Source organism: Streptomyces abyssalis, from assembly GCF_001751365.1.
Taxonomy (GTDB): domain Bacteria; phylum Actinomycetota; class Actinomycetes; order Streptomycetales; family Streptomycetaceae; genus Streptomyces; species Streptomyces abyssalis.
This window is the reverse complement of record NZ_LJGT01000041.1, coordinates 934,121-957,937: the sequence shown is the minus strand read 5'-3', so window position 1 is coordinate 957,937 and position 23,817 is coordinate 934,121. Positions and strand designations below refer to the sequence as shown.

Annotated in this window: 23 protein-coding genes and 1 pseudogene; 10 read left to right on the top strand and 14 right to left on the bottom strand. The window is 69.7% G+C overall.

What is annotated here, in order from left to right:
• Positions 1 to 20 precede the first annotated feature (20 nt).
• From AN215_RS29960 to AN215_RS25050, 4 genes are all read right to left on the bottom strand, one after another.
• Positions 21 to 2,741: a hypothetical protein gene (locus tag AN215_RS29960; RefSeq protein ID WP_070031250.1), complete on the bottom strand. Its 2,721-nt coding sequence runs from the start codon at positions 2,739 to 2,741 to the stop codon at positions 21 to 23.
• 179 nt (positions 2,742 to 2,920) lie between these two features.
• The gene (locus AN215_RS25060; RefSeq protein ID WP_070010883.1) at positions 2,921 to 3,253 is read right to left on the bottom strand and encodes an STAS domain-containing protein; all 333 of its coding nucleotides are present in this window, start codon (positions 3,251 to 3,253) and stop codon (positions 2,921 to 2,923) included.
• 190 nt (positions 3,254 to 3,443) lie between these two features.
• Positions 3,444 to 4,292, bottom strand: coding sequence for a 3-hydroxyacyl-CoA dehydrogenase family protein (locus AN215_RS25055; protein ID WP_070010884.1), 849 nt, complete (start codon positions 4,290 to 4,292; stop codon positions 3,444 to 3,446).
• A gap of 372 nt (positions 4,293 to 4,664) precedes the next feature.
• A complete protein-coding gene (locus AN215_RS25050) occupies positions 4,665 to 4,892 on the bottom strand; it encodes a hypothetical protein (RefSeq protein ID WP_070010885.1) in 228 nt (75 codons plus the stop codon).
• Between the two features lie 60 nt (positions 4,893 to 4,952).
• Between AN215_RS25050 and AN215_RS25045 the strand changes: the two are divergent.
• The 3 genes and pseudogenes from AN215_RS25045 to AN215_RS25035 form a co-directional block, all read left to right on the top strand.
• A pseudogene (locus AN215_RS25045) lies at positions 4,953 to 5,264 on the top strand (ABC transporter permease); the annotation flags it as partial.
• A gap of 209 nt (positions 5,265 to 5,473) precedes the next feature.
• Complete coding sequence (locus tag AN215_RS25040; RefSeq protein ID WP_070010886.1) at positions 5,474 to 7,186, top strand: APC family permease; 1,713 nt, start codon at positions 5,474 to 5,476, stop codon at positions 7,184 to 7,186.
• A gap of 213 nt (positions 7,187 to 7,399) precedes the next feature.
• A complete protein-coding gene (locus AN215_RS25035) occupies positions 7,400 to 7,972 on the top strand; it encodes a cob(I)yrinic acid a,c-diamide adenosyltransferase (protein ID WP_070010887.1) in 573 nt (190 codons plus the stop codon).
• 250 nt (positions 7,973 to 8,222) lie between these two features.
• Here the strand turns inward: AN215_RS25035 and AN215_RS29955 are convergent, their stop codons facing one another.
• Positions 8,223 to 8,417: a hypothetical protein gene (locus AN215_RS29955; protein WP_070010888.1), complete on the bottom strand. Its 195-nt coding sequence runs from the start codon at positions 8,415 to 8,417 to the stop codon at positions 8,223 to 8,225.
• A gap of 533 nt (positions 8,418 to 8,950) precedes the next feature.
• Here AN215_RS29955 and AN215_RS25025 point away from each other — a divergent pair.
• The 4 genes from AN215_RS25025 (at position 8,951) to AN215_RS25010 (ending at position 12,205) form a co-directional block, all read left to right on the top strand.
• A complete protein-coding gene (locus AN215_RS25025) occupies positions 8,951 to 9,568 on the top strand; it encodes a hypothetical protein (protein ID WP_070011357.1) in 618 nt (205 codons plus the stop codon).
• A 64-nt stretch (positions 9,569 to 9,632) separates the two neighbouring features.
• Positions 9,633 to 10,253 (top strand): DUF4148 domain-containing protein, encoded by a 621-nt coding sequence (locus tag AN215_RS25020; RefSeq protein WP_107374461.1) that lies wholly within the window; start codon positions 9,633 to 9,635, stop codon positions 10,251 to 10,253.
• Positions 10,254 to 10,429: 176 nt separating this feature from the next.
• Positions 10,430 to 11,050, top strand: coding sequence for a DUF4148 domain-containing protein (locus AN215_RS25015; RefSeq protein WP_107374460.1), 621 nt, complete (start codon positions 10,430 to 10,432; stop codon positions 11,048 to 11,050).
• A gap of 177 nt (positions 11,051 to 11,227) precedes the next feature.
• On the top strand, positions 11,228 to 12,205 hold the full coding sequence (locus AN215_RS25010) for a hypothetical protein (RefSeq protein ID WP_070010889.1): 978 nt from the start codon (positions 11,228 to 11,230) through the stop codon (positions 12,203 to 12,205).
• A gap of 346 nt (positions 12,206 to 12,551) precedes the next feature.
• Here AN215_RS25010 and AN215_RS25005 read toward each other — a convergent pair whose 3' ends face one another.
• A complete protein-coding gene (locus AN215_RS25005) occupies positions 12,552 to 13,154 on the bottom strand; it encodes a hypothetical protein (RefSeq protein WP_070010890.1) in 603 nt (200 codons plus the stop codon).
• A 175-nt stretch (positions 13,155 to 13,329) separates the two neighbouring features.
• On the opposite strand from AN215_RS25005, the gene AN215_RS25000 reads away from it, so the two are divergent.
• From AN215_RS25000 to AN215_RS24990, 3 genes are all read left to right on the top strand, one after another.
• Entirely contained in the window at positions 13,330 to 14,625 is a 1,296-nt protein-coding gene (locus AN215_RS25000; RefSeq protein WP_070010891.1) for a sensor histidine kinase, read from the top strand.
• A 152-nt stretch (positions 14,626 to 14,777) separates the two neighbouring features.
• A complete protein-coding gene (locus AN215_RS24995) occupies positions 14,778 to 15,440 on the top strand; it encodes a response regulator (RefSeq protein ID WP_070011361.1) in 663 nt (220 codons plus the stop codon).
• A gap of 181 nt (positions 15,441 to 15,621) precedes the next feature.
• Positions 15,622 to 16,545 (top strand): AEC family transporter, encoded by a 924-nt coding sequence (locus AN215_RS24990; RefSeq protein ID WP_070010892.1) that lies wholly within the window; start codon positions 15,622 to 15,624, stop codon positions 16,543 to 16,545.
• A gap of 284 nt (positions 16,546 to 16,829) precedes the next feature.
• On the opposite strand, the gene AN215_RS24985 is transcribed toward AN215_RS24990, so the two are convergent.
• From AN215_RS24985 to atpE, 8 genes are all read right to left on the bottom strand, one after another.
• The gene (locus AN215_RS24985; protein ID WP_070011362.1) at positions 16,830 to 17,348 is read right to left on the bottom strand and encodes a DUF2550 domain-containing protein; all 519 of its coding nucleotides are present in this window, start codon (positions 17,346 to 17,348) and stop codon (positions 16,830 to 16,832) included.
• A gap of 190 nt (positions 17,349 to 17,538) precedes the next feature.
• Positions 17,539 to 17,919: a F0F1 ATP synthase subunit epsilon gene (locus AN215_RS24980; protein WP_070010893.1), complete on the bottom strand. Its 381-nt coding sequence runs from the start codon at positions 17,917 to 17,919 to the stop codon at positions 17,539 to 17,541.
• Positions 17,920 to 18,024: 105 nt separating this feature from the next.
• A complete protein-coding gene (atpD, locus tag AN215_RS24975) occupies positions 18,025 to 19,467 on the bottom strand; it encodes a F0F1 ATP synthase subunit beta (RefSeq protein ID WP_070010894.1) in 1,443 nt (480 codons plus the stop codon).
• 2 nt (positions 19,468 to 19,469) lie between these two features.
• Positions 19,470 to 20,414, bottom strand: coding sequence for a F0F1 ATP synthase subunit gamma (locus AN215_RS24970; protein ID WP_070010895.1), 945 nt, complete (start codon positions 20,412 to 20,414; stop codon positions 19,470 to 19,472).
• Positions 20,415 to 20,417: 3 nt separating this feature from the next.
• The gene (gene atpA / locus AN215_RS24965) at positions 20,418 to 21,989 is read right to left on the bottom strand and encodes a F0F1 ATP synthase subunit alpha (protein ID WP_070010896.1); all 1,572 of its coding nucleotides are present in this window, start codon (positions 21,987 to 21,989) and stop codon (positions 20,418 to 20,420) included.
• A 118-nt stretch (positions 21,990 to 22,107) separates the two neighbouring features.
• A complete protein-coding gene (locus AN215_RS24960; protein ID WP_070010897.1) occupies positions 22,108 to 22,923 on the bottom strand; it encodes a F0F1 ATP synthase subunit delta in 816 nt (271 codons plus the stop codon).
• Positions 22,920 to 23,462, bottom strand: coding sequence for a F0F1 ATP synthase subunit B (locus tag AN215_RS24955; protein ID WP_070010898.1), 543 nt, complete (start codon positions 23,460 to 23,462; stop codon positions 22,920 to 22,922). Before AN215_RS24955 ends, AN215_RS24960 begins: the two co-directional genes overlap by 4 nt.
• A 41-nt stretch (positions 23,463 to 23,503) precedes the next feature.
• Positions 23,504 to 23,752 (bottom strand): ATP synthase F0 subunit C, encoded by a 249-nt coding sequence (gene atpE / locus AN215_RS24950; RefSeq protein ID WP_070010899.1) that lies wholly within the window; start codon positions 23,750 to 23,752, stop codon positions 23,504 to 23,506.
• Positions 23,753 to 23,817 lie beyond the last annotated feature (65 nt).

The window sequence follows — 23,817 nt, the reverse complement described above, 5'->3', positions numbered from 1 at the left end:
GCCGTGGCCGTACAGCGGGATCAGACGACGAACGACCCCGGATCGCTCGACGGTGCGAAGCCCATGGCGCCGAGAACCGTGCCGCCGAGTGTCCCTCCGCTCTCGCCGCCGCCGCTGTCGTTGCCGCCGTTGTCCGTACCACCGCTGGCGTTGCCCCCGGTATCGGTCCCGCCGGTGTCCGTACCACCGTCGTCCGTTCCGCCGGTGTCGGTCCCGCCCGTGTCGGTGCCGCCGTTGTCCGTACCGCCGTCGTCGGTCCCGCCGTTGTCCGTACCGCCGTCGTCGGTGCCGCCGTTGTCCGTACCGCCGTCGTCGGTCCCGCCGTTGTCCGTGCCCCCGTCGTCGGTACCGCCGTTGTCCGTACCGCCGTCGTCCGTGCCGCCACTGTCCGAGCCGCCGCTGTTGCCCGGGCTGCCGGTCGGTGAGCCGCCGGAACCGCCCGCGTCGCCGGGCTCGCTGCTGGAGGGGTCCTCGTCGGGCTCGGAGCTGCTCTCGCTCGGGGACTCCTTGCTCGCGCTGTCCGAGGCGTCCGGGGACTTCTCGGACTCGCTCGGGCTGCCCGACTTGCTGCTCTCGCCCGTCCTGGGGCTGCGGCTGTCCGGCTCTTCGGCGTTGACGTCGCTGTGATCGTCCCGGTGCGAGGTGGACCCCGGCTTGCCGCGGTCCAGCGGCCCTGAGCCGTCGTCCGGCATCCGTCCCAGCCCCACGATCGTCGCGAGCACGGCGATCAGCACTGCGCCCGCTCCCGCCGCGGCCAGATTCCGCCGGGCGCCGTATGCGACCGAGCCATGCGCGGGATGGACGAGCGTGGGCGTGGTGTCCACGCCTCCGCCCGCGGCGCCGGCGTTCGGGTTGGCGAGCGACGCCGCGACCGTACGCGCGGAATCCCCGCCGTCGCGCTGCTCGCCACGTCTGTGGCCCCGGAGGGAAGCGGCCAGTGAACGCGTGGGCCTGTCACCGTCCTCGTACGCGGCGGCCTCCGCACCCGCGTGTGCACCGAGCGAGGCGGCCGCGGCACCCGGAACCGACGGGGTGGCACCCGGAGCGGGCTGCGCGGGCCGTCCCTCCGGCCGTTCCTGTCCGCCCGGTTCGGGCGGCCCGACGGGGGCGGCCGGATGCTGTGCGACGAGGAGGTCCGTGGCGAGCGCGAGCGCCCGCCGCCCGGTCAGCGTTCCCTGCTGGTCCGCGAGCGCGCCGCGCAGCGCGATCGACGCCTCCAGCTCCGCGACCGCCCGCGGAAGCTGCTCGGTGCACAGCGCGAGCACACCCAACTCGTGGTGGAAGTACGCCTCTTGGGCAACCTCACCCGATATGCGCGCCGCTTCCAGGCCGCCGCGCAGCACCTTGTCCCAGGCGCTCCAGCGCAACGAGCCGGCCAGCACCGGCGCCGCCGAGCGGGCCAGCAGCACCGCCGCGCTCGCCTGTCCCCCGCGCTGCGCACCGTGGAGGGCGGCGAGCACCACGTCCGCCTCGGCGGCGACCCGCGTGGAGGTGACGGACTGGTGGCCGACCCACCAGCCGTAGTGGTGGGCCGCCATCAGTGCACGCCCGTCGGTACCTTCGGCGAAGCCCGCGGAGGACAGGGCGTCGGCGACACCGGCCGCCAGCTTGTAGTGCCCGCCCGCGGCGGTGACGAGCCCGGCGCGGGCGAGTTCGCCCTCGGCCTCGTCGGCACGCGGGTCGCCGACCAGCGCGGGCAGCTGCGTGTGGTGCGGGAGTTCGCCGCCGAGGGAGAGCGCGAAGCGCAGCGCGTCACGTGCGGCGGACGACAGCCGCTCGGCGACGCGGGCGCCCATGGCACTGCCGCGGCTGCCGCTCAGCTCGCCCGCGCGTCCGCCGTAGCGCAGCAGGGCACCCGCCTGTACGAAGCGGAGCGGCAGCCCTCCGGAGGACTCCTCCGAGGCGAACCACATGTCCTGCGCGGCGTCCGTCTCCTCGTTCGTGAGCGGCCTTCGCACGGCATGTTCGAGCAGTTCGAGGCAGGCGGTGCGGCTGAGACCGGTGAGCCTGAACTCCTCCACGTGCACGTCGCCGGAGGGAGGGGCGACGTCCGGGGTGACGGCGAGAAGGAAGGCACATTCGGGGGTGGCGCCGAGGAGTTGATCGAGGGCTTCACCGCCGAAGCCGAGGTCGTCGACGATGACGACGGCACCGACGCCCTGGAGCGCCGCGCGTATCTCCTCGTCGCCGGGGCGATGGCGGGGAGCGTCGTGAACTGCGGCGAAAAGTTCCTGCAGAAGATCCGAGGAGGTGCGGCGGTATCCGTTCAGCCGCACGACACCGTCGGGGGCGAGGTCCGCGACGTCCGCGGCGACGGCGTCCAGCAGCGTGGTGCGCCCGGAGCCGGGGAGTCCGGTCAGACGTACGGAACGTCCGCGGGCGAGCTGGCCGGCCAGCCGTTCGCGCTCCTCGTCCCGTTCCAGCATGGGTATCCCGCGTCTGCCCGGTGCGCCGGGCGAGCCGGAGGCCGCACCGCCCTGAACCGGGGAGGCGGGCGCTTCCCCTTCCGTGGCCCCTGCCGTGCCACGCTCGTGCACCGCTCGTTCGCGGTGGGTCAGTCTTCGTGGCTCACCGGGAAGTTCGGTGGGCGGACACGACTCCACCTCGCTGCCGTCGACCGGGTTCACGGTGAGCAGCCGTCCGCCGACGACGAGCTGCAGCGGACGCCGGCCGCCCGGCTCCGCGTCCGGGCCTCTGCCCTCGTACTCACCGCCGTGCTGAGTGTTGCCGTGCTGAACCATGGTGGAATGCCCCCAGATACTCCGGTACGAGCACGCCCCGCCCAGTACCCCTCCCGGCAAACTTTGCCCTGTCACGGCACTGTCGGCATCTCCCGTCGCAGGTCGGCGCGAACGGCAGCACCGGGCGCTGCTTCCGGCACAGTATTACCGCGGGGGCTCAGTCTGAACCGCCGTGCACGTCAAGGCTTGGTGAGAATCTGCGCCTCGGAGGCCGTCAAACCACCCTCGATCGCAAGAATGCGGTGCAGACGGGTGGCCACCAACAGCCGCTGCATCTGCGGCGGAACGTCACGCAGCACGAGCCTGCGGCCGCAGCGGCCCGCCCTTCGGTGTGCGCCCATGATGACGCCGAGGCCGGTCGCGTCCCAGGAGTCGAGTCCGGCCAGATCCAGCACCAGGTCGCCGTCGCCGGAGTCGACGGCGGAGTGAAGGACCGTACGGGCGTCCGCCGCGCTCCGGACGTCGAGGCGACCCCCGACGGCCAGCTCGGCATGGTCGCCCCTGATCTGCATAACCGCTCCCCGGATGTGTCTCTGCTGCGCGTACCTTCACGTCTGAATGTCTCACTACAACTGACTGCGATTGCCGCAACCTGGTTGCCGTCCGTGCTCGAACCGATACGGAAATCACCCTCGCGGGCGATGCCCTCTCGAACGCGCCCACGTGGAGCGGCAGTCGGTCCGTCGTCTGTGCGTGCGTGTATCAGTGGTCGTAGTAACCGCGGCCGCTCTTGCGGCCGATGTCGCCGGCGTCGACCATCCTGCGCATCGATTCCGGCGGCGCGAACTTCGGGTCCCGCGACTCGGCGTAGATGTTCTCGCTGGCATGGAGCAGGATGTCGACGCCGGTGAGGTCGGCGGTGGCCAGCGGTCCCATCGCGTGGCCGAACCCCAGCTTGCAGGCCGTGTCGATGTCTTCGGCGGTGGCCACGCCGGACTCCTGCAGCTTCGCCGCCTCCACCACCAGCGCGGAGATGAGCCGTGTGGTGACGAAGCCGGCCACGTCACGGTTGACGACGACACAGGTCTTGCCGACGGACTCCGCGAACTCGCGTGCCGCGGCGAGGGTTTCGTCGCTGGTGCGGTGTCCGCGTACGAGCTCGCACAGAGCCATCATCGGCACCGGCGAGAAGAAGTGTGTGCCGACGACCCGTTCGGGACGTGAGGTCGCCGCGGCGATCTTGGTGATCGGAATCGCCGAGGTGTTGGACGCGAGAACCGTGCCGTCCTTCACGAGCGTGTCGAGCCTGCCGAAGATCTCGCGCTTGACCTCGATCTTCTCGAAGACGGCCTCGACGACCACGTCCGCCTCGGCGGCCGCGTCCAGATCGGTGGTGGTGGTGATGCGCGCGAGCGCGGCCTCGGCCGCGGAGGCCTCCAGCTTGCCCTTGCTCACGAACTTCTCGTACGACGCCTTGATGCCGTCCGTGCCACGGGTGAGCGCTTCGCCGGTCACGTCGCGGAGGGTCACGTCCCACCCCGCCTGAGCCGAGACCTGTGCGATGCCGGACCCCATGAGACCGGCACCGACGACGGCGAGCTTCTTCCCCACGACTGCCACCTGGCCCTACCTGCTCTTGCCTTGCGTGAACGCCTGTTGGGCGGACATTAGCGCTTCGCGAGAACCTTGTGGCGGCGAAGAGACACGCGTCACGTCTCACATGGCGGACATCACACCGGGGGTGTCCGATCCGCACGGCTTGGCCCGGTCCGGCACCGCCTCGGGAGGTTCGCCCCGGCGGCCGCACGCCCGCGCCGCGCCGCATCGCACCGGGCCGCACCCGGTCGCGCGCCGTCGCACGCCGGCACGCCGGCACGCCGTCTCATTCGGCGGGCCGCTCCGCGTAGTTGAGGAGTGCCTCCGAGACGAGGGACTCGAAGGTGTCGATCCGCTCCAGCGCCTCACGTACGGCCTGCTCCTGGGTCACCCCCGGGAGACGGCGATCGTCGTGGCACGGAAGAGCGAGATGCTGAACTGCACAAGTTGACCGGCGACCAGTTCGGGCCGGGGGTCACCGGCGGGTGCGCGGGTCTCCTCGCGCAGCGTGCCGGCGAGACTGTCTGCGGTGCGCTGCTGCATGGCGTGGAAGCGGGCCATGAGGGTCGGAGCCTCGTGGATGCGGCGGGCGAACAGGTCGTATCCGTCGACCACCCCGCCGTGGATGCTGCGGGAGGTGACGTCCTCGCGGAGCTGCGCCAGCAGCGCCCCGGTTCGTTGGCGTCGCTTTCGTACGCGCTCGCGATGCGCGTCAGCACGCCGCAGGAGTTCGCCCCCGTCGTCAACGCGTTCAACCTTCCCGCGATGCTGCTGTCGGGAATCCTGCTGCCCATGAGCCTGGCGCCGGGGTGGCTCGATGCCGTTTCCCGCTGTGTGCCTTTCCGGTATCTCGTGGACGCCGTACGGGCCGCCTTCGTCGGGGATTACGGGGACGGAAAGACCGCGCTCGGCGCGCTGGTCGCGATTCCGCTCGCGGCTGTGTCCGTGACGTTCGGTACACATCTCTTCCGTCGCGCGGGCGCATGACGCACACAACTCCGGTCGTGCTTTTCATCATGCCATCGCCGGAATTCTCCCGAAAATCCAGACCGGTGCGGACCGCGTTTTCCACGGAACACATCTCGTGCTGGACAGATATGGGGCAGTGCGCGCAGGCTGCTGTGGTTCCGTCGAGCCGTGTACCCGATCACGGTTCCGACGGCAAGTACGACACGGAAACAGGAGGAGGCCGTTACATGGCCGTGGAAAGCAGCCCCGAGGCACCACTCCACGAGGGCGGCGACGACAAGAAACTGAAACGTGAATTCGGCACCGTCGGACTGCTGTTCACGGCAGTCGGCTCGATCATCGGCTCGGGCTGGCTCTTCGGGGCGCTCGACGCGGCCCAGCTGGCCGGACCTGCGGCAATCATCTCCTGGGCCATCGGCTGCGTCATGTTCGTCATCATCGGCATGACGTACTCGGAACTCGGCACGATGTTCCCGCACTCGGGGGGTGTCGCGCGGTATCCGCACTATTCGTTCGGCTCTTTCACCAGTTTCTCCATCGGGTGGGTCACCTGGATCGCGGCCGCCGCCGTGGCACCCGTGGAAGTTCTGGCAGTCGTCCAGTATTCGACCAACTGGCTTCCGTGGCTGCAGGAGATCAAGGGCGGCGAAGCCGTGCTCACGCCGGAAGGCACCGTCGTATCCGTCGCGCTGATGGCTCTCTTCGTCCTCGTCAACTTCTTCGGTGTCCGGTGGTTCGCCCGCCTCAACAACATCCTGGTGTGGTGGAAACTCGCCGTCATCCTGGTGGTCATCGGGGTCTTCTTCGCGTTGAGCTTCGATCCCGATCACATCACGGCACCTGAATTCGGCGGCTTCGCTCCGTACGGCTCGCAAGGTGTCTTCTCGGCGGTCGCCACGGCGGGAATCGCCTTCTCCTTCTTCGGATTCCGCCAGGGCGTCGAACTCGCCGGTGAGACGGACAATCCCAAGCGCAATGTGCCGCTGACCCTCATCGGCTCCGTCGTCATCTGCGGCATCATCTACATAGGTCTGCAGGTCGCCTTCCTCGGCGCGGTGCCGAGCAGCGCCATCAAGGCCGAGGGCTGGCAGGCCGTCGGCTCCCACTTCAGCTCACACGGCGACGTGCTGGCCACCTTCGGCCCGCTCGCCGCCATCGCGGGCATCCTCGGCGCCGTCTGGCTGGCCGGCGTCCTCTACGCGGACGCGATCATCTCCCCCGGAGACACCGGGATGATCTACGCCGGTGTCACGGCCCGCATCTCGTACGCGATGGCCCGCAACCGCAACGCCCCCGCCGGCCTCGCCAAGGTGAGCAGCGCCGGCGTCCCGTGGGTCAGCCTGGTTCTGGCCTTCCTCGTCGGATGCTTCTTCTTCCTGCCCTTCCCCGGCTGGAGCAAGCTGGTCGAGTTCGTCACCAACTCCACCGTCCTCTCCTTCGGCTGTGGTCCGCTGGTCCTGCTGGCGATGCGCAAGCAGATGCCGGATCACCCGCGGCCGTTCAGGCTGGGCGACAAGTGGGTGTGGGTCATCGGCTTCCTCGCCCTGTGGTCGACGAACCTGATCGTCTACTGGACGGGCTGGGACACCAACTGGAAGCTCTTCCTCGCGATCATCCTGGGTTACGTCCTGATGGGCGTCTACTACTCGGTCGCCAAGCAGACGACGCCCCCGCTCGACTTCAAGCACGGCTGGTGGCTCCTGGTGTGGTACGCCGGGCTGGCGCTCATCAGCTACCTCGGCGACTACCCGGAGCAGAAGGAGAAGGCCGGCAACCTCGGAGTCCTCGACTTCAACCTCGGAGCCGTGGCCTGCCTCGGCCTCACCGCCCTCGTGATCTGGCTGGCGCTCCGCGGTGCCCTGCCGACCGAGCGCGTACAGGAGATCCTCGGCAATCAGGACGCGGGCGAGGAGGAGGACGCTCCGCCGAAGCAGCGCTGAGAAGCACTCGGCAGCGCTGATCAGCGCGCTGTTGCCGGGCGTCCGGGGCGGGCCCACGGCGTACACACGCCGCGGGCCCGCCCTTCGCCTGTTCGGTCTCGGTGAGGGACGTGGTGTCCTGACGCCGTCGCCGCCCTGACGCCGGGTCATCCGCCCCCGGCCGCAAGGACGCCCGTCGCTCCGCCGGCCGCCGGTACGCCGTACGCTCGGTGCATGGTCAATCTGACGCGCATCTACACCCGCACCGGCGACTCCGGCACCACCGCCCTCGGCGACATGAGCCGCACCGCCAAGACCGACACGCGCATCGCGGCCTACGCCGACACCAACGAGGCCAACGCGGCGATCGGAGTGGCCCTCGCCCTCGGAGGGCTGCCGCAGGAGATCACGACGGTGCTCGTCCGCGTGCAGAACGACCTCTTCGACGTCGGCGCCGACCTGGCCACCCCCGTCGTGGAGGACCCGGAGTTCCCGCCCCTGCGCGTCGTGCAGAGCTACATCGACAAGCTGGAGACGGACTGCGACGCCTTCCTGCAGGACCTGGAGAAGCTGCGCAGCTTCATCCTCCCCGGGGGCACGGCGGGCGCGGCGCTGCTGCATCAGGCGTGCACCGTCGTACGCCGGGCCGAGCGCTCCACGTGGTTCGCCCTGGACGAGCACGGCGAGGTCATGAACCCGCTGACCGCCACGTATCTCAACCGCCTCTCCGACCTGCTCTTCATCCTGGCGCGCTCCGCCAACAAGGAGGTCGGCGACGTGATGTGGGTACCCGGCGAGAACCGCTGAGGCGGCGCGGGCCCACCCGCACCGGAGCAGGGCCGCGGCGCCCCTCGCCGCGACCACGCGCTCCGCGCCCGCCTCCACCGGTACGGGCAACTGCTCGCCGGAACGGGCCCGTTGGAGCACGGCGTCGACCGTCGCGGGCAGCGTCCCGCGTCGACGCCGAGCACGACGCCCTTCGCCCGCGAGCGGAGTTCGTCCGCGACGGGCTTGCCCTGCTCCACGGCCGTGGGCATCTCGTCGAAGCCGGGGCCCTTCAAGTGCTGGACCTTGCCGCCTCCTGGTCCGCCGGGACCCACAGCGGTACGCCGTCCGTCGTCGCGTCGGCCCGTGCGCGGTCGCTGACCTGCCGCGTCGGCTCCGTACCGGCGCTGGTGCCGCCGGTGAGGAGGACGGCGGCGAGGGCGGCGGCTCCAGCAGTATGAGAGCCCGCCCGGTGAGGCCCGCCCATACCCGCCCGGTGCCCGATTCTGTTCCCTTCCGGCGTTCCGCTCGCACGCCTCCGCATACATGGGAAGCCGAATGGGCAGAACTTCTCCGATCCGTATGCCGAGGCACTGCTTTCTCCGCCCCGAGGGCGCGCACTTCCCTTCTTAAGGGTCCCTTAAGAATAATTTGAGGCTGCGCTGAGGTTTCTCCGTGAATTACGCGGACCTCAGCTTTTGACCGACATGAAAGCCCAGGTCAGAGTGCACCCGCTCCAGCAATCCGCATTGCATCGACAGTTTCTGCAAAACATCTCCGGGCGGATGTAAAGGACCCAATACGGACGTACGGTATTTCCCTTCCATGGTTGCCTCGTACGCCCAGGTGAGAGGTACACCACATTCACCGCGGGCGACCTCGTGGTTTTCGCGCGTAGCGCCCGCCGGGCAGTGAACGATTTCCGGATTCCCTTTCCATTCTGCTTTCTGTGAGTACCATCACTCGTACAAGGCCTGGACCAAAAAAGTGCTGGTCAGGCATGAGGGGTTGGAGTTGTTCATGGCCACCGAGACAAGAAGGCGTATGCGCATCACCGTCGCAGCCGTGGCGCTGCTGGCAGGTGTCATCGCCGTACCGGTAGCGAACGGCGCGGTCTCCGGGGACGAGGGAGGCGCCGAAGCCAAGGGGCAGGGGAACCACTGCACCCTGGACGCCAAGAGCGGCGAGACGCAGTGCTTCGAGAGCCTCGACAAGGCGACCGGCATCCCGGGCAGCAAGCGCCTCCTCGACGCCTCGACGGGCAAGGCGAAGGCCGCCGGCGAGACCCGCGCGGGGAAGGAGCCCGTCGCGTCCTCCGGAGTCTCGACGAAGGACGAGGGCGAGGAGAGCAACATCATCGGCGCGACCGTCTTCGAGGACACCAGGTACGGCGGCGCCTCCTTGACCATCACCAACACCGCGCTGTGCGACGGCGATGCCGACGACGTCGACTTCAAGATCGACCTGAGCGACGACTGGAAGGACAAGATCTCGTCCATCCAGCCCTGGGGCAACTGCACGCTCAACCTGTTCTCGGAGCCTGGCGAGGAGGGTGAGCGCGACGGGCCCTTCGCCGAGCTCACGCCGAACCTCGGTGACGTGATGGACAACCGCACGAAGTCGATCAGCTTCAGCTGACGGCAGTGCACGCAGAGACCACGGGAGCGTGGTCCGCCTTACCCCCACCGCCGCCGGAGGCATCATGAACCGCCGAAAGAAACTGTCCATGCTGGTGGTCGCCGTCGCCACCCTGGGCGCCACAGCCATGGCCCCGTCCGCCGCGCAGGCGGACGACGAAGAGCAGCCCACCACCAGAGAGCTGCTGGAGCAGTGCGACAACGGCACCGACAAGTGCGTCTTCCACCCCTCAGGTGCACCCGTCGACTCCATGGGCGAACCGCACCAGGTCGGTGACAGCGCCTTCAACTGCACCAAGGACCTTCAGCGTTCGACCGTCGGATGGTCCGACACCACCGGAGAGACCAACACCGTCGGCGTCTCCATGAGCGCCGAGTACGGCTTCACCGAGCTGTTCAAGGTGACCATCACCGCGAGCTACGAACACTCCTGGCAGAGCTCGCACACCGAGGAGCAGCAGACCAACGTCGAGGTCAAGCCCGGCGAGGTCGGCTGGATCACCCGCGAAGCCGCCATGGAAGAAGTCAACGGCACCTACGAGATGCACTTCGAGGACAAGTTCTACGGCCACCACATCTGGTACGTCCCCTTCACCGCCAAGGGCCCCAAGGCCGACGCACCCAGCACCAAGACCCAGCACACCCGGAAGATGACCAAGAAGGAGAAGAAGGAGCACTGCGGCTGAAGCCCAGTCACCTTCTTGAGGCAGCACCCCGCCCGCAAGGTCCTTCGATGAGCCCACCGCGAACGTCGGCGACGTGATGGACACCGGGCGCAGCCCGTCGGCTCCGGCCGGCGCGCAGCGCGCGCGGAGACGCTCCCAGCGACAACTGCCTTACCCCCACCCTCGTCGGAGGCATCATGAACCGCCGTAAGAAGCTGTCGATGCTGGTGGTCGCTCTGGCCACCCTGGGCGCCACAGCGATGACCCCGTCCGCCGCGCAGGCGGACGACGAAGAGCAGCCCACCACCAGAGAGCTGCTGGAGCAGTGCGACAACGGCACCGACAAGTGCGTCTTCCACCCCTCAGGTGCACCCGTCGACTCCATGGGCGAACCGCACCAGGTCGGTGACAGCGCCTTCAACTGCACCAAGGACCTTCAGCGTTCGACCGTCGGATGGTCCGACACCACCGGAGAGACCAACACCGTCGGCGTCTCCATGAAGGCCCAGTACGGCTTCACCAAACTCTTCAGCGTGACCATCGAGGCGAGCTACAGCCACTCCTGGGAGAGCTCGCACACCGAGCAGGAGCAGACCAACGTCGAGGTCAAGCCCGGCGAGGTCGGCTGGATCACCCGCGAAGCCGCCATGGAAGAAGTCAACGGCACCTACGAGATGCACTTCGAGGACAAGTTCTACGGCCACCACATCTGGTACGTCCCCTTCACCGCCAAGGGCCCCAAGGCCGACGCACCCAGCACCAAGACCCAGCACACCCGGAAGATGACCAAGAAAGAGAAGAAGGAGCACTGCGGCTGACCCCTCCCGCGGCCTCCGGCTTCCCCGGACCGCCACCCCCCACGTAGATCGGCCCGGCCCCGCTTCCCCCTGCATGCGAGGCCGGGCCGTTCCATGCCCGCGGCCGGGCGAGTACGGGGCAACCGTCCTATGGTGAAAAGAGGCGTTCTGTGCATATTCGCACCCTCAGGGAGCGGCATGAACGACAAGACCAGGGGTTCCGAGCAGGGGGAACCGGAAGAGTACGAGGACGAGATCGGCGCGGAGTACGACGAGCCGTACGACGCGGCGGCCGAGAGCGGTGACGACCGCGACGAGGACGGCGGGAACGGCGAGGAGTACGGCGCCGAGACGCTGCCCGCGGTCTCAAAGCGCGAGGACCCCGACGTACTGCTCGACGTGCCGCAGCTGCACGTCGACGAGATCAACCTGGAGGTCGACGACCTGCGGGCGCGGGTGTCGCTGCAGGCGGAGGTCCTGGACATCCTCAAGCTCAACGTGGGTGCGGACGTCGCCCTGGGCAGGGTCGAGCTGGACATCAAGGGTGTGGACGCACAGGCGCTGCTGAAGGTGCGCCTCGACAACGTCGCCCAGATCATCGGCCGGGTGCTGACGACGATCGACCGCAACCCCCAGATCCTGGAGCAGATCACCGCCGGCCTCGGCTCCGCGACGCGCGAGCTGGGCAGCGGGGCGGGCGAGGCGGTCGGCGAGCTCGGACGGGGAGCGAGCTCCGCGGTCGAGGAAGTCGGTGAGAGCGCGGGCGGAGCGGTCCAGGAGGTCGGCAAGGGCGCGAGCAAGGCGGTCGAGGACGTCGGAGAGGGCGCCGGAGAGACCGCCAAGGAAGTCGGCAAAGGCGCGGGCAAGGCCGTCGAGGACGTCGGCGAAGGCGCCGGAGAGACCGCCAAGGAAGTCGGCAAAGGCGCGGGCGAAGCCGTCGAGGACGTCGGCGAAGGCGCGGTGGAGACGGTCCGGGACGTCGGGGAGAGCGCGGGCAAGACGATCGACGAGTCCGGCCGCACGGTGCGCGAGGCCGGGCAGACCGCCACCCGTACGGCGAGGAAGAAGACCGGCGAGGGGACGGGGCGCTCGGGCCGCTCAGGCCGGTCCGGTGGCTCCGAGGAACGCCCCAAGCGCCGCACCACCCGCAGGCGCGAACGCGACGAGCCGCCATGAAAGGCCACGAACGAGCCTGACGTCGAGCTGACCAGCACAGTCGCGGCCGATCAGCTCCGCTTCCGGAGCCCGCCGGAGACCGAGGTCCGCTTCCACGGCTCTCCGGGGCGCGAGTCGTCCTCGGGTTCCGACCGTACGAACCTCCCCGGCCGGGTCGAGGCCGGCGTCGGCTACGAGGACGTGAGAGTGGACTACCGCCTGGCCACGGCACTCCGCCACATAGAGGCCCCGGAGAGCCGGGAGGACCGGGAAGCCCGCGAAGACCGGGGAACCCGGGACGGCCGCGACGGCCGCGACGACCGGTAAGGCGGGCACGCCGTCCGTCTGCACGGCACCGCCTGACTGGTCAGTACGGCCCGCTGAAGGGCCCCGGCGCGGAGCCCGACGGCTCGCGTTCGGGCTCGGCGGCGTCCCCCGACGGGCCCTGCTTCGGCCAGACCGTGTAGATGATCGCGACGATCAGGCTGATGCCCGCGACCAGGCCCATCCGCCCCTGCCACATCTGCAGCGACTCACTCTGGCCCGCGTCGTCCACGTACCACTTCGCGAGCTGCAGCAGCCCCGCCGCGATCGCCGCAGCGCCGATCGCACGTGCGCTCATCTTCCACTCGTGCACGGCGCGCGGCATGCCGTACCGGGGCGGCTTGACGGGAGGGGGCCCGCCCCCGAAGCGGTGCAGGAAGTGGCCGTCGGCCCACTTGATCATGTAGTGGCCGTGGGTGGCGGTGAAGCCGATGTAGACGGCGGCCAGGCCGTGCTTCCAGTCGGGCTCGGCGCCCCCTCGCAGATCGATGGCCGTGACGATCAGCAGGATCACCTCCAGCAACGGCTCGCACAGCAGGACCGCGGCTCCCGTCCGCGGCATCCGCGCCACATAGCGCAGCGCGAGGCCGGCCGCCAGCAGCACCCAGAAGGCGACCTCGCAGATGATGATCAGCGTGACGATCACGCCCGTCCCCCTTGCCCTCGGTGTTCCCTCCACGTTCACAGGCGGACGCCGCGCGCACGTCCTCACCAGCGATGATCCGTACGTACGCGGCTGCATCCTTCGATGTACTACGCGGGCTCGCAGACTGGTCCCCGGAGCCGACGCCTCGCCCGGCGGCGCGTGCTGAGATGGACCCATGCCACGCCGCCTGCCACTACTCCTGCCGCCGTCGGTGCGCCCGCACCGCGACGGCGTGCTCGTCGCGCTCGCCGGTCTCGCCGGCGGGCTGATCCTGTGGTGGTTCGGCCTCTACAACAATCCGCGGGTCGGCAAGGAGTACGGCGCATGGCTGCTGATCCCCCTCGCCGTCATGTGCCTCAGCGCGCTCGGCCGCAGATCCGCGCAGCCCTGGGTGCTGGTGGTCGCGGTCGCGGCACTCGCGGCGGACGTCGCGATGGGTTCGCTCCTGGCGACCATCATCGTCTTCACGGACGTCGTCTACTCGGCCGTGCTGTACGGTCCGTCGCGCCTGTCCCGGACGCTGCTCCCCGCGAGCGTCGCCGTGACGGTCGCGGTGACGCTGGGGCTGATGGCCGCGACCCGCGAGCCCGCGACGCTGCTGCTCGGCGCGTTCTGCGGCGGTGTCACGATCGCGCCCGCCTGGACGGGGGTCGTCATCCGTGACCACCGCAACGCCGCGGCGGCCCAGCGTCTGCGCGCCGAACAGACCGCGCTGCTGTCCGAGATGGACCGCGTCCAGGCGGTGACCGCCGAACGGGGCCGCATGGCACGGGAGTTGCACGACGTTGTCGCCAACCACCTGTCCGCCATCGCCATCCACTCCACGGCCGCGCTCTCGCTGGATTCCCCCGACCACACGGCCACCCGCGACTCGCTGACCGTGATCCGCGAGAACAGCGTGCAGGGCCTCGCGGAGATGCGCCGTCTCATCGGCCTGCTTCGCGACGCGTCCGGCGGCGACGAGGCGGCTGAGCTCACGGCCTCCCCGACCCTCGCCGGCCTCGACGCCCTGCTGGAGCGCGCACGCTCCGGCGCCGGCAATCCCGGGCTCAAGTTCTCGCTGCGCTACGAGCACGGGGCGGCCGCGTCGCTGCCCGCGCCCGTCGAACTCGCGGCGTACCGCGTCGTACAGGAGTCCGTGACGAACGCGCTCAAGCACTCCGCGCCGGGCACCGTCACCGTCGAGCTGCTGGGGGTCCCGCCGGACGGAGGCCGCGGGAGCGGACACAGGCCGGGACCGCTCACGGTCCGCGTCACGAGCCCCCTCCGCGACACGCGTGACCCGGGCGGTACGGACCGGCTCCCCGCCCCGCGTGCCCCGGGCTCCGGCGCGGGGCTGATCGGCATGCGCGAGCGCGTCGAACTGCTCGGCGGAGCCCTGCGCGCCGGCCCGGCGGACGGCTCGAACGGGGGTACACGGATCTGGGAGGTACGGGCCGAGCTGCCCGTCGAGGAAGGGAGTCCCCGGTGACGGCGGACAAGGACGGGGCGCCGGAAGCCGGATCCGGGTCCCGCGCCCGCACTCGGGCAGAGGCTCCGGGCGAGGCCCAGGACGGGGTCCAGAACGGGGTCCAGGGCGAGCCCCAGGACAAGGTCCAGAGCGACGCCACCTCCCCCGTCCGCGTGCTCGTCGCCGAGGACCAGCAGGCCGTACGGGCGGGGCTCGTTCTCATCCTGCGCGGCGCACCCGGGATCGAGGTGACCGGCGAGGCCGGCGACGGGGAGGAGGCGGTGCGCCTCGCCCGGGAACTGCGGCCGGACATCGTGCTGATGGACGTCCAGATGCCGCGCCTCGACGGCGTTTCCGCCACCGCGCGCATCACGGAGGAAGGGCTTGCGGACGTGCTGGTGCTGACCACCTTCGACCTCGACGAATACGTGTTCGGCGCACTGCGCGCCGGTGCCTCAGGGTTCCTGCTCAAGGACAGCGAGGCGTCTCAGGTCGTCGACGCCGTACGGACGGTGGCGCGTGGCGACGGCATGATCGCTCCGTCGGTGACGCGGCGTCTGATCGCGGAGTTCGCACGCCCCGGCGGCTCCGGACGGCCGCCGCTGCCGGGGAGGGGCACAGCCGGCGTCCCCGGACTCGACGAGCTGACTCCCCGCGAAGGCGACGTACTGCGCTGCCTGGGGCAGGGGCTGTCCAACGCGGAGACCGCGCAGCGCCTGGGCATGGCGGAGGCGACGGTGAAGACGCACGTCAGCCGCCTCCTGGGGAAGCTGGGACTGCGCAGCCGTACGCAGGCGGCGGTGCTGGCACAGGAGGCGGGCCTCACCGGAGTCTGAGAAGCCCCGGAACCGGAACGCACCCCGGAGCACGCCCCCTCCCCGAACCCGAGCCTGACCCCTCTCCCCCTCAACACCCCCGCCCGACCCCACCCGGCCGCAAGCGGTTGCGGACGCCCGCGGACAATCGATCTGTGACAGATGTGGCGACGGGGCCGTGCGAGGCCGGGAACGGGCCGTCATGGGCGGGGTGATAGCCGGCTTCGCCGTCATCACGTGCGTCATAGCCACCGGATACGTCCTCGGCAGACGCGGCCTGCTCGGCAGCAACGGCCCGGAGATCCTCACCAGGCTCGCCTTCCATGTGGCCACACCCGCGCTGCTGTTCGAGACGATGGCCCGCGCGGACCTCAGCGTGCTCGCCTCGGGCCAGCTTCTGATCACGGCGCTGAGCACCTTCGCCGTCGCGGCGCTCTACTGCGCCGTTGCCGCGCTGCGGCGGTGGCCTGCGGGCGAGAGCACCGTCGGGGCCATGTGCGCGAGCTACGTCAACGCCGGCAACCTCGGCATCCCCATCGCGGCGTACGTTCTCGGCGACGCCTCCCTCGTCGCGCCAGTGATCCTCTTCCAGCAGCTGGTGGTCTCCCCGGTCGCGCTCACCGCGCTCGACCTCTTCTCCGCTCCCGCCGAACGCAGCGGACCGCTGCGGCTGCTGACCACCCCGTTCCGCAACCCGGTTGTCATCGGCTCGCTGAGCGGCGTCGCCGTGGCGGCGACGGGGCTGACGCTCCCCGCCCCCGTACTCGAACCGTTCCACCTCGTGGGGGCGATGTCGGTGCCCGCGGTGCTGCTGGCCTTCGGGATGTCGTTGCGCGGCAGCGCCGTACTCTCACGGGAGCACGAGCGGCTTCCGGTCCTGCTGGCGGTCGCGTGCAAGGTGGTGGCGCAGCCGGCGGTGGCGTGGACGCTGGGCCACGCCGTCTTCCACCTGCCGCCCGCGGCACTGTTCGCGGTCGTCGTGACGTCCGCGCTGCCCTCGGCGCAGAACCTGTTCACGTACGCCTCGCGCTACGGGACGGGCACACGCGTCGCCCGCGAATCCATCCTCGTCTCGACACTGGCGGCGGCGCCGGTGCTCGTCCTGATCGCGGCGCTGCTCGGCTGACCAGGCGGCCGCGGACTCACGCAGAGCCGACAGCCCGGCGGCGGCCGGAGCGGCGGGCATCCTCGTGCTCGGCGAGCACCTGCGCATCGTGCAGTGGCTGGCGCTCGGCTGTGTCGGAGCGGCGAGCGCGGGCGCGGTGCTGTCCGCGAACCGGAGCGGCGGAGGACTGCACGGGCCGTCTGCCCGCTCTCCCGGACGCGGCCAGGAGGGACCCCCTGCTACGCCACGTTCACGCTCCCCCGGACTTCGTCCGGGGCACCCCCAACCAGCGCGCGCTTCCCATTTCAGGCGACATTGACGCGCTGGCCCGGAGGGGCCGCCTCCAGCCAGGCCAGGAAACCGGTGAGCGCGTCCTCGCTCATGGCCAGCTCGACGCGGGTGCCGTACAGGGAGCAGGCGAGGATCACGGCGTCGGAGAGCAGGGCCAGCTCCTCCTCGCCCTCGGGGTCGCGCCGTTGGAGCACCTCGATGCGGTTGCGCTCCAGAAAGCGGCGGGGGCGGGGTGCGTACGAGAAGACACGGAACCACTCGATCTGGTCACCGTTGTAGCGCGCGATGCCGTACGCCCAGCCCTTGCCGCTGCGGCCCGCGGGGCGACCGCCCGAGCCGGGGCCGCTGCCGGAATGCGCGTCGGCCTTCGGCTCCTCGGCATAGGCGACGGTCGGCGCGGGGGCGTTCCAGCGCAGGTTGCAGTCGAAGGTGCCCCCCGAGCGCTGCAGCAGGCGGCGCCGCAGACCGAAGGCGAACAGGCCCGCCAGCGCCAGCAGCAGGGCCGCGCCGCACAGGGACAGAACGAGGACCATCATCACCGACCTCCTCGCACTCTCTCGTACCACGCCTGGCGCGGTGCTCCCGGAGCCGCGAGGTCTCGTGGACCCCACGTCCCCCTCTGTATGGGCTCAGCCGCGGGTTGATCCGGGGGTACCCGGAACAGCCCGCGGCTGAGCTTCGTACATGTCGTGCCAGGCTCCGCGCCCGGCGCCGGCCGCCTCCTCAGCGGACCGCCACCGCTCGCATACGGACCTCGGCACGCCGTTCGGCGGCTTCGTCGGCCTCCGACTTCGCCCGGTCCAGCGCCCGCTGGGCCCGGTCGGTGTCGATGTCCTCGGACAGCTCGGCGATCTCCGCCACCAGCGACAGCTTGTCCTCCGAGAAGGTGATGAAGCCGCCGTGCACCGCGGCGGAGACGGTGCCCTCGCCGGTCTCGCCGGCCGTGCGGATCACGACCGCGCCCGGCTCCAGCACACCGAGAAGCGGCTGGTGACCGGGCATGACGCCGATGTCGCCGGACGTGGTTCGCGCGACGACCAGGCTGGCCTCGCCGGACCAGACCTTGCGGTCCGCGGCGACCAACTCGACGTGCAGCTCAGCCACTGTGGCTCCTTCGTAGGTTAGGAAAAGGATAAGGGGTGCGGAGACGGGGACGGACCGGAGGGCTGTGCCCCGCGGTCCGGCCCCGCCCGGCGCCGGACCCGGGCGTCAGGAGACGCCGAGCTCCTTGGCCTTGGCCTTCAGGTCGTCGAGACCGCCGCACATGAAGAACGCCTGCTCCGGGTAGTGGTCGAAGTCACCGTCGGCGATCGAGTTGAACGCGGAGATCGACTCGTCCAGCGGCACGTCCGATCCGTCCAGGCCGGTGAACTGCTTCGCCGCGTGGGTGTTCTGCGACAGGAAGCGCTCGATACGGCGAGCACGGCTGACGGTGAGCTTGTCCTCCTCGGACAGCTCGTCGATGCCGAGAATCGAGATGATGTCCTGGAGGTCCTTGTACTTCTGCAGGATTCCGATCACGCGGTTCGCGCAGTCGTAGTGCTCCTGCGAGATGTAACGGGGGTCCAGGATCCGGGACGTCGAGTCCAGCGGGTCCACCGCCGGGTAGATGCCCTTCTCCGAGATCGGCCGCGAGAGCACCGTCGTCGCGTCGAGGTGCGCGAACGTGGTGGCCGGGGCCGGGTCGGTGAGGTCGTCCGCGGGCACGTAGATCGCCTGCATCGAGGTGATGGAGTGACCACGGGTCGAGGTGATGCGCTCCTGGAGCACACCCATCTCGTCCGCCAGGTTCGGCTGGTAGCCCACCGCGGAGGGCATGCGGCCGAGCAGCGTGGAGACCTCGGAACCGGCCTGGGTGAACCGGAAGATGTTGTCGATGAAGAACAGCACGTCCTGGTTCTGCACATCGCGGAAGTACTCCGCCATGGTCAGACCGGCCAGGGCGACCCGGAGACGGGTGCCCGGCGGCTCGTCCATCTGCCCGAAGACCAGCGCGGTCTGCGGAAGGACGCCGGACTCGGTCATCTCGTCGATGAGGTCGTTGCCCTCACGAGTACGCTCGCCGACGCCCGCGAAGACGGAAACACCCTCGTGCAGCTTCGCCACACGCATGATCATTTCCTGGATGAGAACGGTCTTGCCGACGCCGGCGCCGCCGAACAGGCCGATCTTTCCGCCCTTGACGTACGGGGTCAGCAGGTCGACGACCTTCAGGCCCGTCTCGAACATCTCGGTCTTGGACTCGAGCTGGTCGAAGGCAGGGGCCTTGCGGTGGATGGACCACCGCTCGGTGACCTCGGACTCCGCCTCGGGATCGTTGAGGATCTTGCCCAGGGTGTTGAACACCCGGCCCTTGGTGACGTCGCCGACGGGCACGGTGATGCCCTCGCCGGTGTCCGTCACAGGGGCCTGACGGACCAGGCCGTCGGTGGGCTCCATGGAAATGGCCTTCACGAGGCCCTCGCCGAGGTGCTGGGCGACCTCGAGGGTGAGGGTCTTCTTCTTGCCTGCTTCGGCCGGGTCGGCGACCTCGACTGTCAGCGCGTTGTAGATGTCGGGCATCTGGTCGACGGGGAACTCCACGTCGACCACCGGGCCGATGACGCGTGCGACGCGGCCCGCCGCCGTGGCCTTCTCAAGAGTTTCGGTCATGGTTAGCGGTCACTCCCCGCAGAAGCGTCAGCCAGCGCGCTCGCGCCACCGACGATCTCGCTGATTTCCTGGGTGATGTCGGCCTGGCGGGCCGCGTTGGCAAGCCGCGTGAGCGACTTGATGAGGTCTTCGGCGTTGTCCGTCGCCGACTTCATCGCACGGCGGGTGGCCGCGTGCTTGGAGGCGGCGGCCTGCAGCAGTGCGTTGTACACACGGCTCTCGACGTACCGCGGCAGCAGCGCGTCGAGCACCTGCTCGGCCGACGGCTCGAAGTCGAAGAGCGGACGGACCTCCGGGCCTCGCTTGATGTTGTCCTGGATGACCCCGGCCGATTCCTCCGCGGTCGACTTCAGGGTGAGCGGCAGCATCCGGTCGTCGACCGGCGTCTGCGTCATCATGGAGATGAACTCCGTGTACACGATGTGGAGTTCGTCCACGCCGTTCTCGGCGCCGGTGTCGGCCGTGATCGCTTCGATCAGCGGCGCGGCCACCGCCTTGGCGTCCGCGTACGACGGGTTGTCGGTGAACCCGCTCCAGGACTCCCTGATCGCACGCTCACGGAAGCGGTAGTACGTCACACCGCGGGTGCCCACGATGTAGTTGACGACGTCCTTGCCCTCCCCGATCAGCCGGTTCGTCAGCCGGTCGGCCGCCTTGATGGCGTTGGAGTTGTAGCCGCCGGCCAGACCGCGGTCGCTCACGATGAGCAGTACCGCGGCCCGCGACGGACGCTCGGCCTCCGTGGTGAGCGCGTGCTTCACGTTCGAGCCGGTGGCGACCGCGCGCACGGCGTTGGTCAGCTCCGAGGCGTACGGCTCCGAGGCCGCCACCCGGCGCTGCGCCTTGATGATGCGCGACGCGGCGATCATCTCCATCGCCCTGGTGATCTTCTTGGTCGCCGTGACGGACTTGATCCGCCGCTTGTAGACCCTGGTCTGAGCGCCCATCGCTCAGTCCTCGCCCAGCAGCTTGCCGTCCGCGGTCTGGAACTGCTTCTTGAAGGCGTCCACCGCTTCGCCGAGCTCCTGCAGCGTGTCGTCGGTCATCTTGCCGCCCTCGACGATGCTGGTCAGCAGTCCCTTGTGCTCGCGGTGCATGTACTCCAGCAGCTCGCGCTCGAAACGGCGGATGTCCTCGACGGGGACGTCGTCCATCTTGCCGTTGGTGCCCGACCAGACGGAGACGACCTGGTCCTCCGTCGGGAACGGGTTGTACTGCGACTGCTTGAGCAGCTCCGTCATCCGCTTACCGCGCTCCAGCGCGCCCTTCGAGGCGTCGTCCAGGTCGGAGCCGAAGGCCGCGAAGGCCTCTAGCTCGCGGTACTGGGCGAGGTCCACACGGAGCGAACCGGTGATCTGCCTGATCGCCTTGTGCTGCGCGGAACCGCCGACGCGGGAGACGGAGATACCGACGTTCAGCGCGGGCCGCTGGCCGGCGTTGAAGAGGTCGGACTCCAGGAAGCACTGGCCGTCGGTGATGGAGATGACGTTGGTCGGAATGAACGCCGACACGTCGTTCGCCTTCGTCTCGACGATCGGCAGGCCCGTCATGGAGCCCTTGCCCATGTCGTCGGAGAGCTTGGCGCAGCGCTCCAGCAGACGGGAGTGGAGGTAGAAGACGTCGCCCGGGTAGGCCTCACGGCCCGGCGGACGGCGCAGCAGCAGGGACACGGCGCGGTAGGCGTCGGCCTGCTTGGTCAGGTCGTCGAAGACGACGAGGACGTGCTTGCCCTGGTACATCCAGTGCTGCCCGATGGAGCTGCCGGTGTACGGGGCGATGTACTTGAAGCCCGCCGGGTCGGACGCGGGGGCCGCGACGATCGTCGTGTACTCCAGCGCACCGGCCTCTTCCAGCGCGCCGCGTACGGACGCGATGGTGGAGCCCTTCTGGCCGACCGCGACGTAGATGCAGCGGACCTGCCTGTCCGGGTCGCCGGAGCGCCAGTTCTCGCGCTGGTTGATGATCGTGTCGACGCAGAGCGCGGTCTTGCCGGTCTGCCGGTCGCCGATGATCAGCTGACGCTGGCCGCGGCCGATCGGGGTCATGGTGTCGACGGCCTTGTAGCCCGTCTCCATCGCCTCGTGGACGGACTTGCGCTGCATGACCGAGGGGGCCTGCAGTTCGAGGGCGCGGCGGCCCTCGGCCTCGATGTCACCGAGGCCGTCCACCGGGGCGCCCAGCGGGTCCACGACGCGGCCGAGGTAGCCGTCGCCGACCGGAACCGACAGGACCTCGCCGGTGCGGCGCACCTGCTGGCCCTCCTCGATGCCGCTGAACTCGCCGAGGACAACCGCACCGACCTCGCGCTCCTCGAGGTTGAGGGCGAGGCCGAGGGTGCCGTCCTCGAACTTCAGCAGCTCGTTCGCCATGGCCGAGGGAAGACCCTCGACCTTCGCGATGCCGTCACCGGCAACGCTGACCGTTCCGACCTCTTCGCGCGAGGCCGCGTCCGGCTCGTACGACTGGACGAAATTCTCCAGCGCGTCCCGGATCTCATCCGGCCGGATCGTGAGCTCCGCCATCTGGGTTCCCTGCTCTCCTTGTTGGGACCGTATCGATCTTCTACGGCCCAACTCGGGCCGCTAAGTGATGCTGTTGAGTTGGTGTGACGCGAACGCCGCTGCTCCCCGGAGACCGGCGTCAGCCGGTCAGGCGCCGCTCGGCCTCGCTGAGGCGGTCCGCGACGGAGCCGTTGATGACCTCGTCACCGACACGCACCATGATCCCGCCGAGGATCTCCGGGTCCACGTCGAGGTTCAGGTGCATCTGGCGTCCGTACAGCTTCGCCAGCGCCGAACCGAGACGCTGCCGCTGCTGGTCACTCAGCGGCACCGCGGAGGTGACGACGGCCACCGAGCGGCCGCGCCGTTCCGCCGCCAGCCGGGAGAGGGCCTCCAGGCCGCCTTCCAGGCTACGTCCCCGCGGCTGTGCCACGAGTCGCGTGACGAGACGCTCCGTGGCCGGCCTGGACTTGCCGCCGAGCAGCGTGTGCAGCAGCTGCACCTTGGCCGTGGGCGCGGCCGTGTCGCTGGCCAGTGCCGCCCGCAGCTCGGGTGAGGACGCGACCGTACGGGAGAACCGGAAGAGTTCGTCCTCGGTGTCGTCCAGCGTGCCGTCACGCTCCGCGGCGACGAGCTCCGCGGTGTCCGCCAGCTCCTCGGTCGCGTCGACCAGGTCGCGCGGGGCGGACCAGCGGGAGCGCACCATGCCGGAGACCAGGTCGACGGTCGAACCGCCCACCTGCTCGCCGAGCACCGTGGCGACCAGCTCCGCCTTGCGCTCGCCGCTGCGCGACGGGTCGGCCAGGACGCGGCGCAGCGAGACCTCGCGGTCCAGCAGCACCGTCACCGCGGCCAGCTCGTCCGCGAGCACCTTCGGGTCCGCCGACGTGCTGTCGGTCAGTGCCGTCAGGCTCTCGCGAGCGGCGGCGAGTGCGTCACGGCTCGCGCCGATCATCGGGCTGCCTCTGCCTTCTCCTCGAGCTCCTCGAGGAAACGGTCGATGACGCGGCTCTGCCGTGCGGCGTCCTCAAGGGACTCGCCGACGACGCGGCCGGCCAGGTCGGTGGCCAGGCGGCCGACTTCCTGACGCAGCGCGACCGTCACCTGGCGGCGGTCCGCCTCGGTCTGTGCGTTGCCCGCGGCGATGATCGTGTCGCGCTGGCGCTGCCCCTCCTCGCGCATCTCCGCGATGATCGCAGCACCCTGCTCACGTGCCTGCTCGGTGATCCGGGCCGCCTCGTGACGGGCCTCGGCGAGCTGGGCCTTGTACTCCTCAAGAGTCTGGTTGGCCTCGGTCTGGGCCTCCTGCGCGCGCTCCAGGCCACCCTCGATCGCGTCCTGCCGCTCGTCCAGGGTCTTCTGGATGGTGGGCAGCAGCTTCTTACCGAGGACGCCGAAGACGATGAAGAAGGCGATCAGGCCGACGACCAGCTCGACGGTCTCGGGGATCAGCGGGTTCTGCGCGTGTCCCCCCTGAGCCAGGAAAGTCATCATGTCCGAACCTTTCGTCGGGTTTGGCTACCGGCCGTCCCGGCTCAAGAGAAGATGAAGGGGACGACCAGACCGAGGAGCGCGAGGACCTCACAGAGCGCGAAGCCCAGGAACATGTTGGTCCGGATGATGCCCATGGCCTCGGGCTGGCGGGCCATGGCCTCGATGGAGTGGCCGAAGACCACGCCGATACCGACACCGGGACCGATGGCGGCGAGACCGTAGGCGACGGCGCCCAGGTTGCCCTTGATGTCGATGTTCGTGGCAGCGATGTTGACAAGCTCGGCAGACATCTTCTTCTTCCTGTGTGATGCGGTCCGCTGGGGGCCTTCCCAGCGAAGTTCCGTTGGTACGAGGG

What these genes read in the sequence shown, in the direction of transcription:
- AN215_RS29960 (WP_070031250.1), bottom strand. Translation starts at nt 2,741, where the DNA reads ATGGTTCAGCACGGCAACACTCAGCACGGCGGTGAGTACGAGGGCAGA.
- AN215_RS25060 (WP_070010883.1), bottom strand. Translation starts at nt 3,253, where the DNA reads ATGCAGATCAGGGGCGACCATGCCGAGCTGGCCGTCGGGGGTCGCCTC.
- AN215_RS25040 (WP_070010886.1), top strand. Translation starts at nt 5,474, where the DNA reads ATGGCCGTGGAAAGCAGCCCCGAGGCACCACTCCACGAGGGCGGCGAC.
- AN215_RS25035 (WP_070010887.1), top strand. Translation starts at nt 7,400, where the DNA reads ATGGTCAATCTGACGCGCATCTACACCCGCACCGGCGACTCCGGCACC.
- AN215_RS29955 (WP_070010888.1), bottom strand. Translation starts at nt 8,417, where the DNA reads ATGGGCGGGCCTCACCGGGCGGGCTCTCATACTGCTGGAGCCGCCGCC.
- AN215_RS25025 (WP_070011357.1), top strand. Translation starts at nt 8,951, where the DNA reads ATGGCCACCGAGACAAGAAGGCGTATGCGCATCACCGTCGCAGCCGTG.
- AN215_RS25020 (WP_107374461.1), top strand. Translation starts at nt 9,633, where the DNA reads ATGAACCGCCGAAAGAAACTGTCCATGCTGGTGGTCGCCGTCGCCACC.
- AN215_RS25015 (WP_107374460.1), top strand. Translation starts at nt 10,430, where the DNA reads ATGAACCGCCGTAAGAAGCTGTCGATGCTGGTGGTCGCTCTGGCCACC.
- AN215_RS25010 (WP_070010889.1), top strand. Translation starts at nt 11,228, where the DNA reads ATGAACGACAAGACCAGGGGTTCCGAGCAGGGGGAACCGGAAGAGTAC.
- AN215_RS25000 (WP_070010891.1), top strand. Translation starts at nt 13,330, where the DNA reads ATGCCACGCCGCCTGCCACTACTCCTGCCGCCGTCGGTGCGCCCGCAC.
- AN215_RS24990 (WP_070010892.1), top strand. Translation starts at nt 15,622, where the DNA reads ATGGGCGGGGTGATAGCCGGCTTCGCCGTCATCACGTGCGTCATAGCC.
- AN215_RS24985 (WP_070011362.1), bottom strand. Translation starts at nt 17,348, where the DNA reads ATGGTCCTCGTTCTGTCCCTGTGCGGCGCGGCCCTGCTGCTGGCGCTG.
- atpD (WP_070010894.1), bottom strand. Translation starts at nt 19,467, where the DNA reads ATGACCGAAACTCTTGAGAAGGCCACGGCGGCGGGCCGCGTCGCACGC.
- AN215_RS24970 (WP_070010895.1), bottom strand. Translation starts at nt 20,414, where the DNA reads ATGGGCGCTCAGACCAGGGTCTACAAGCGGCGGATCAAGTCCGTCACG.
- atpA (WP_070010896.1), bottom strand. Translation starts at nt 21,989, where the DNA reads ATGGCGGAGCTCACGATCCGGCCGGATGAGATCCGGGACGCGCTGGAG.
- AN215_RS24960 (WP_070010897.1), bottom strand. Translation starts at nt 22,923, where the DNA reads ATGATCGGCGCGAGCCGTGACGCACTCGCCGCCGCTCGCGAGAGCCTG.
- AN215_RS24955 (WP_070010898.1), bottom strand. Translation starts at nt 23,462, where the DNA reads ATGATGACTTTCCTGGCTCAGGGGGGACACGCGCAGAACCCGCTGATC.
- atpE (WP_070010899.1), bottom strand. Translation starts at nt 23,752, where the DNA reads ATGTCTGCCGAGCTTGTCAACATCGCTGCCACGAACATCGACATCAAG.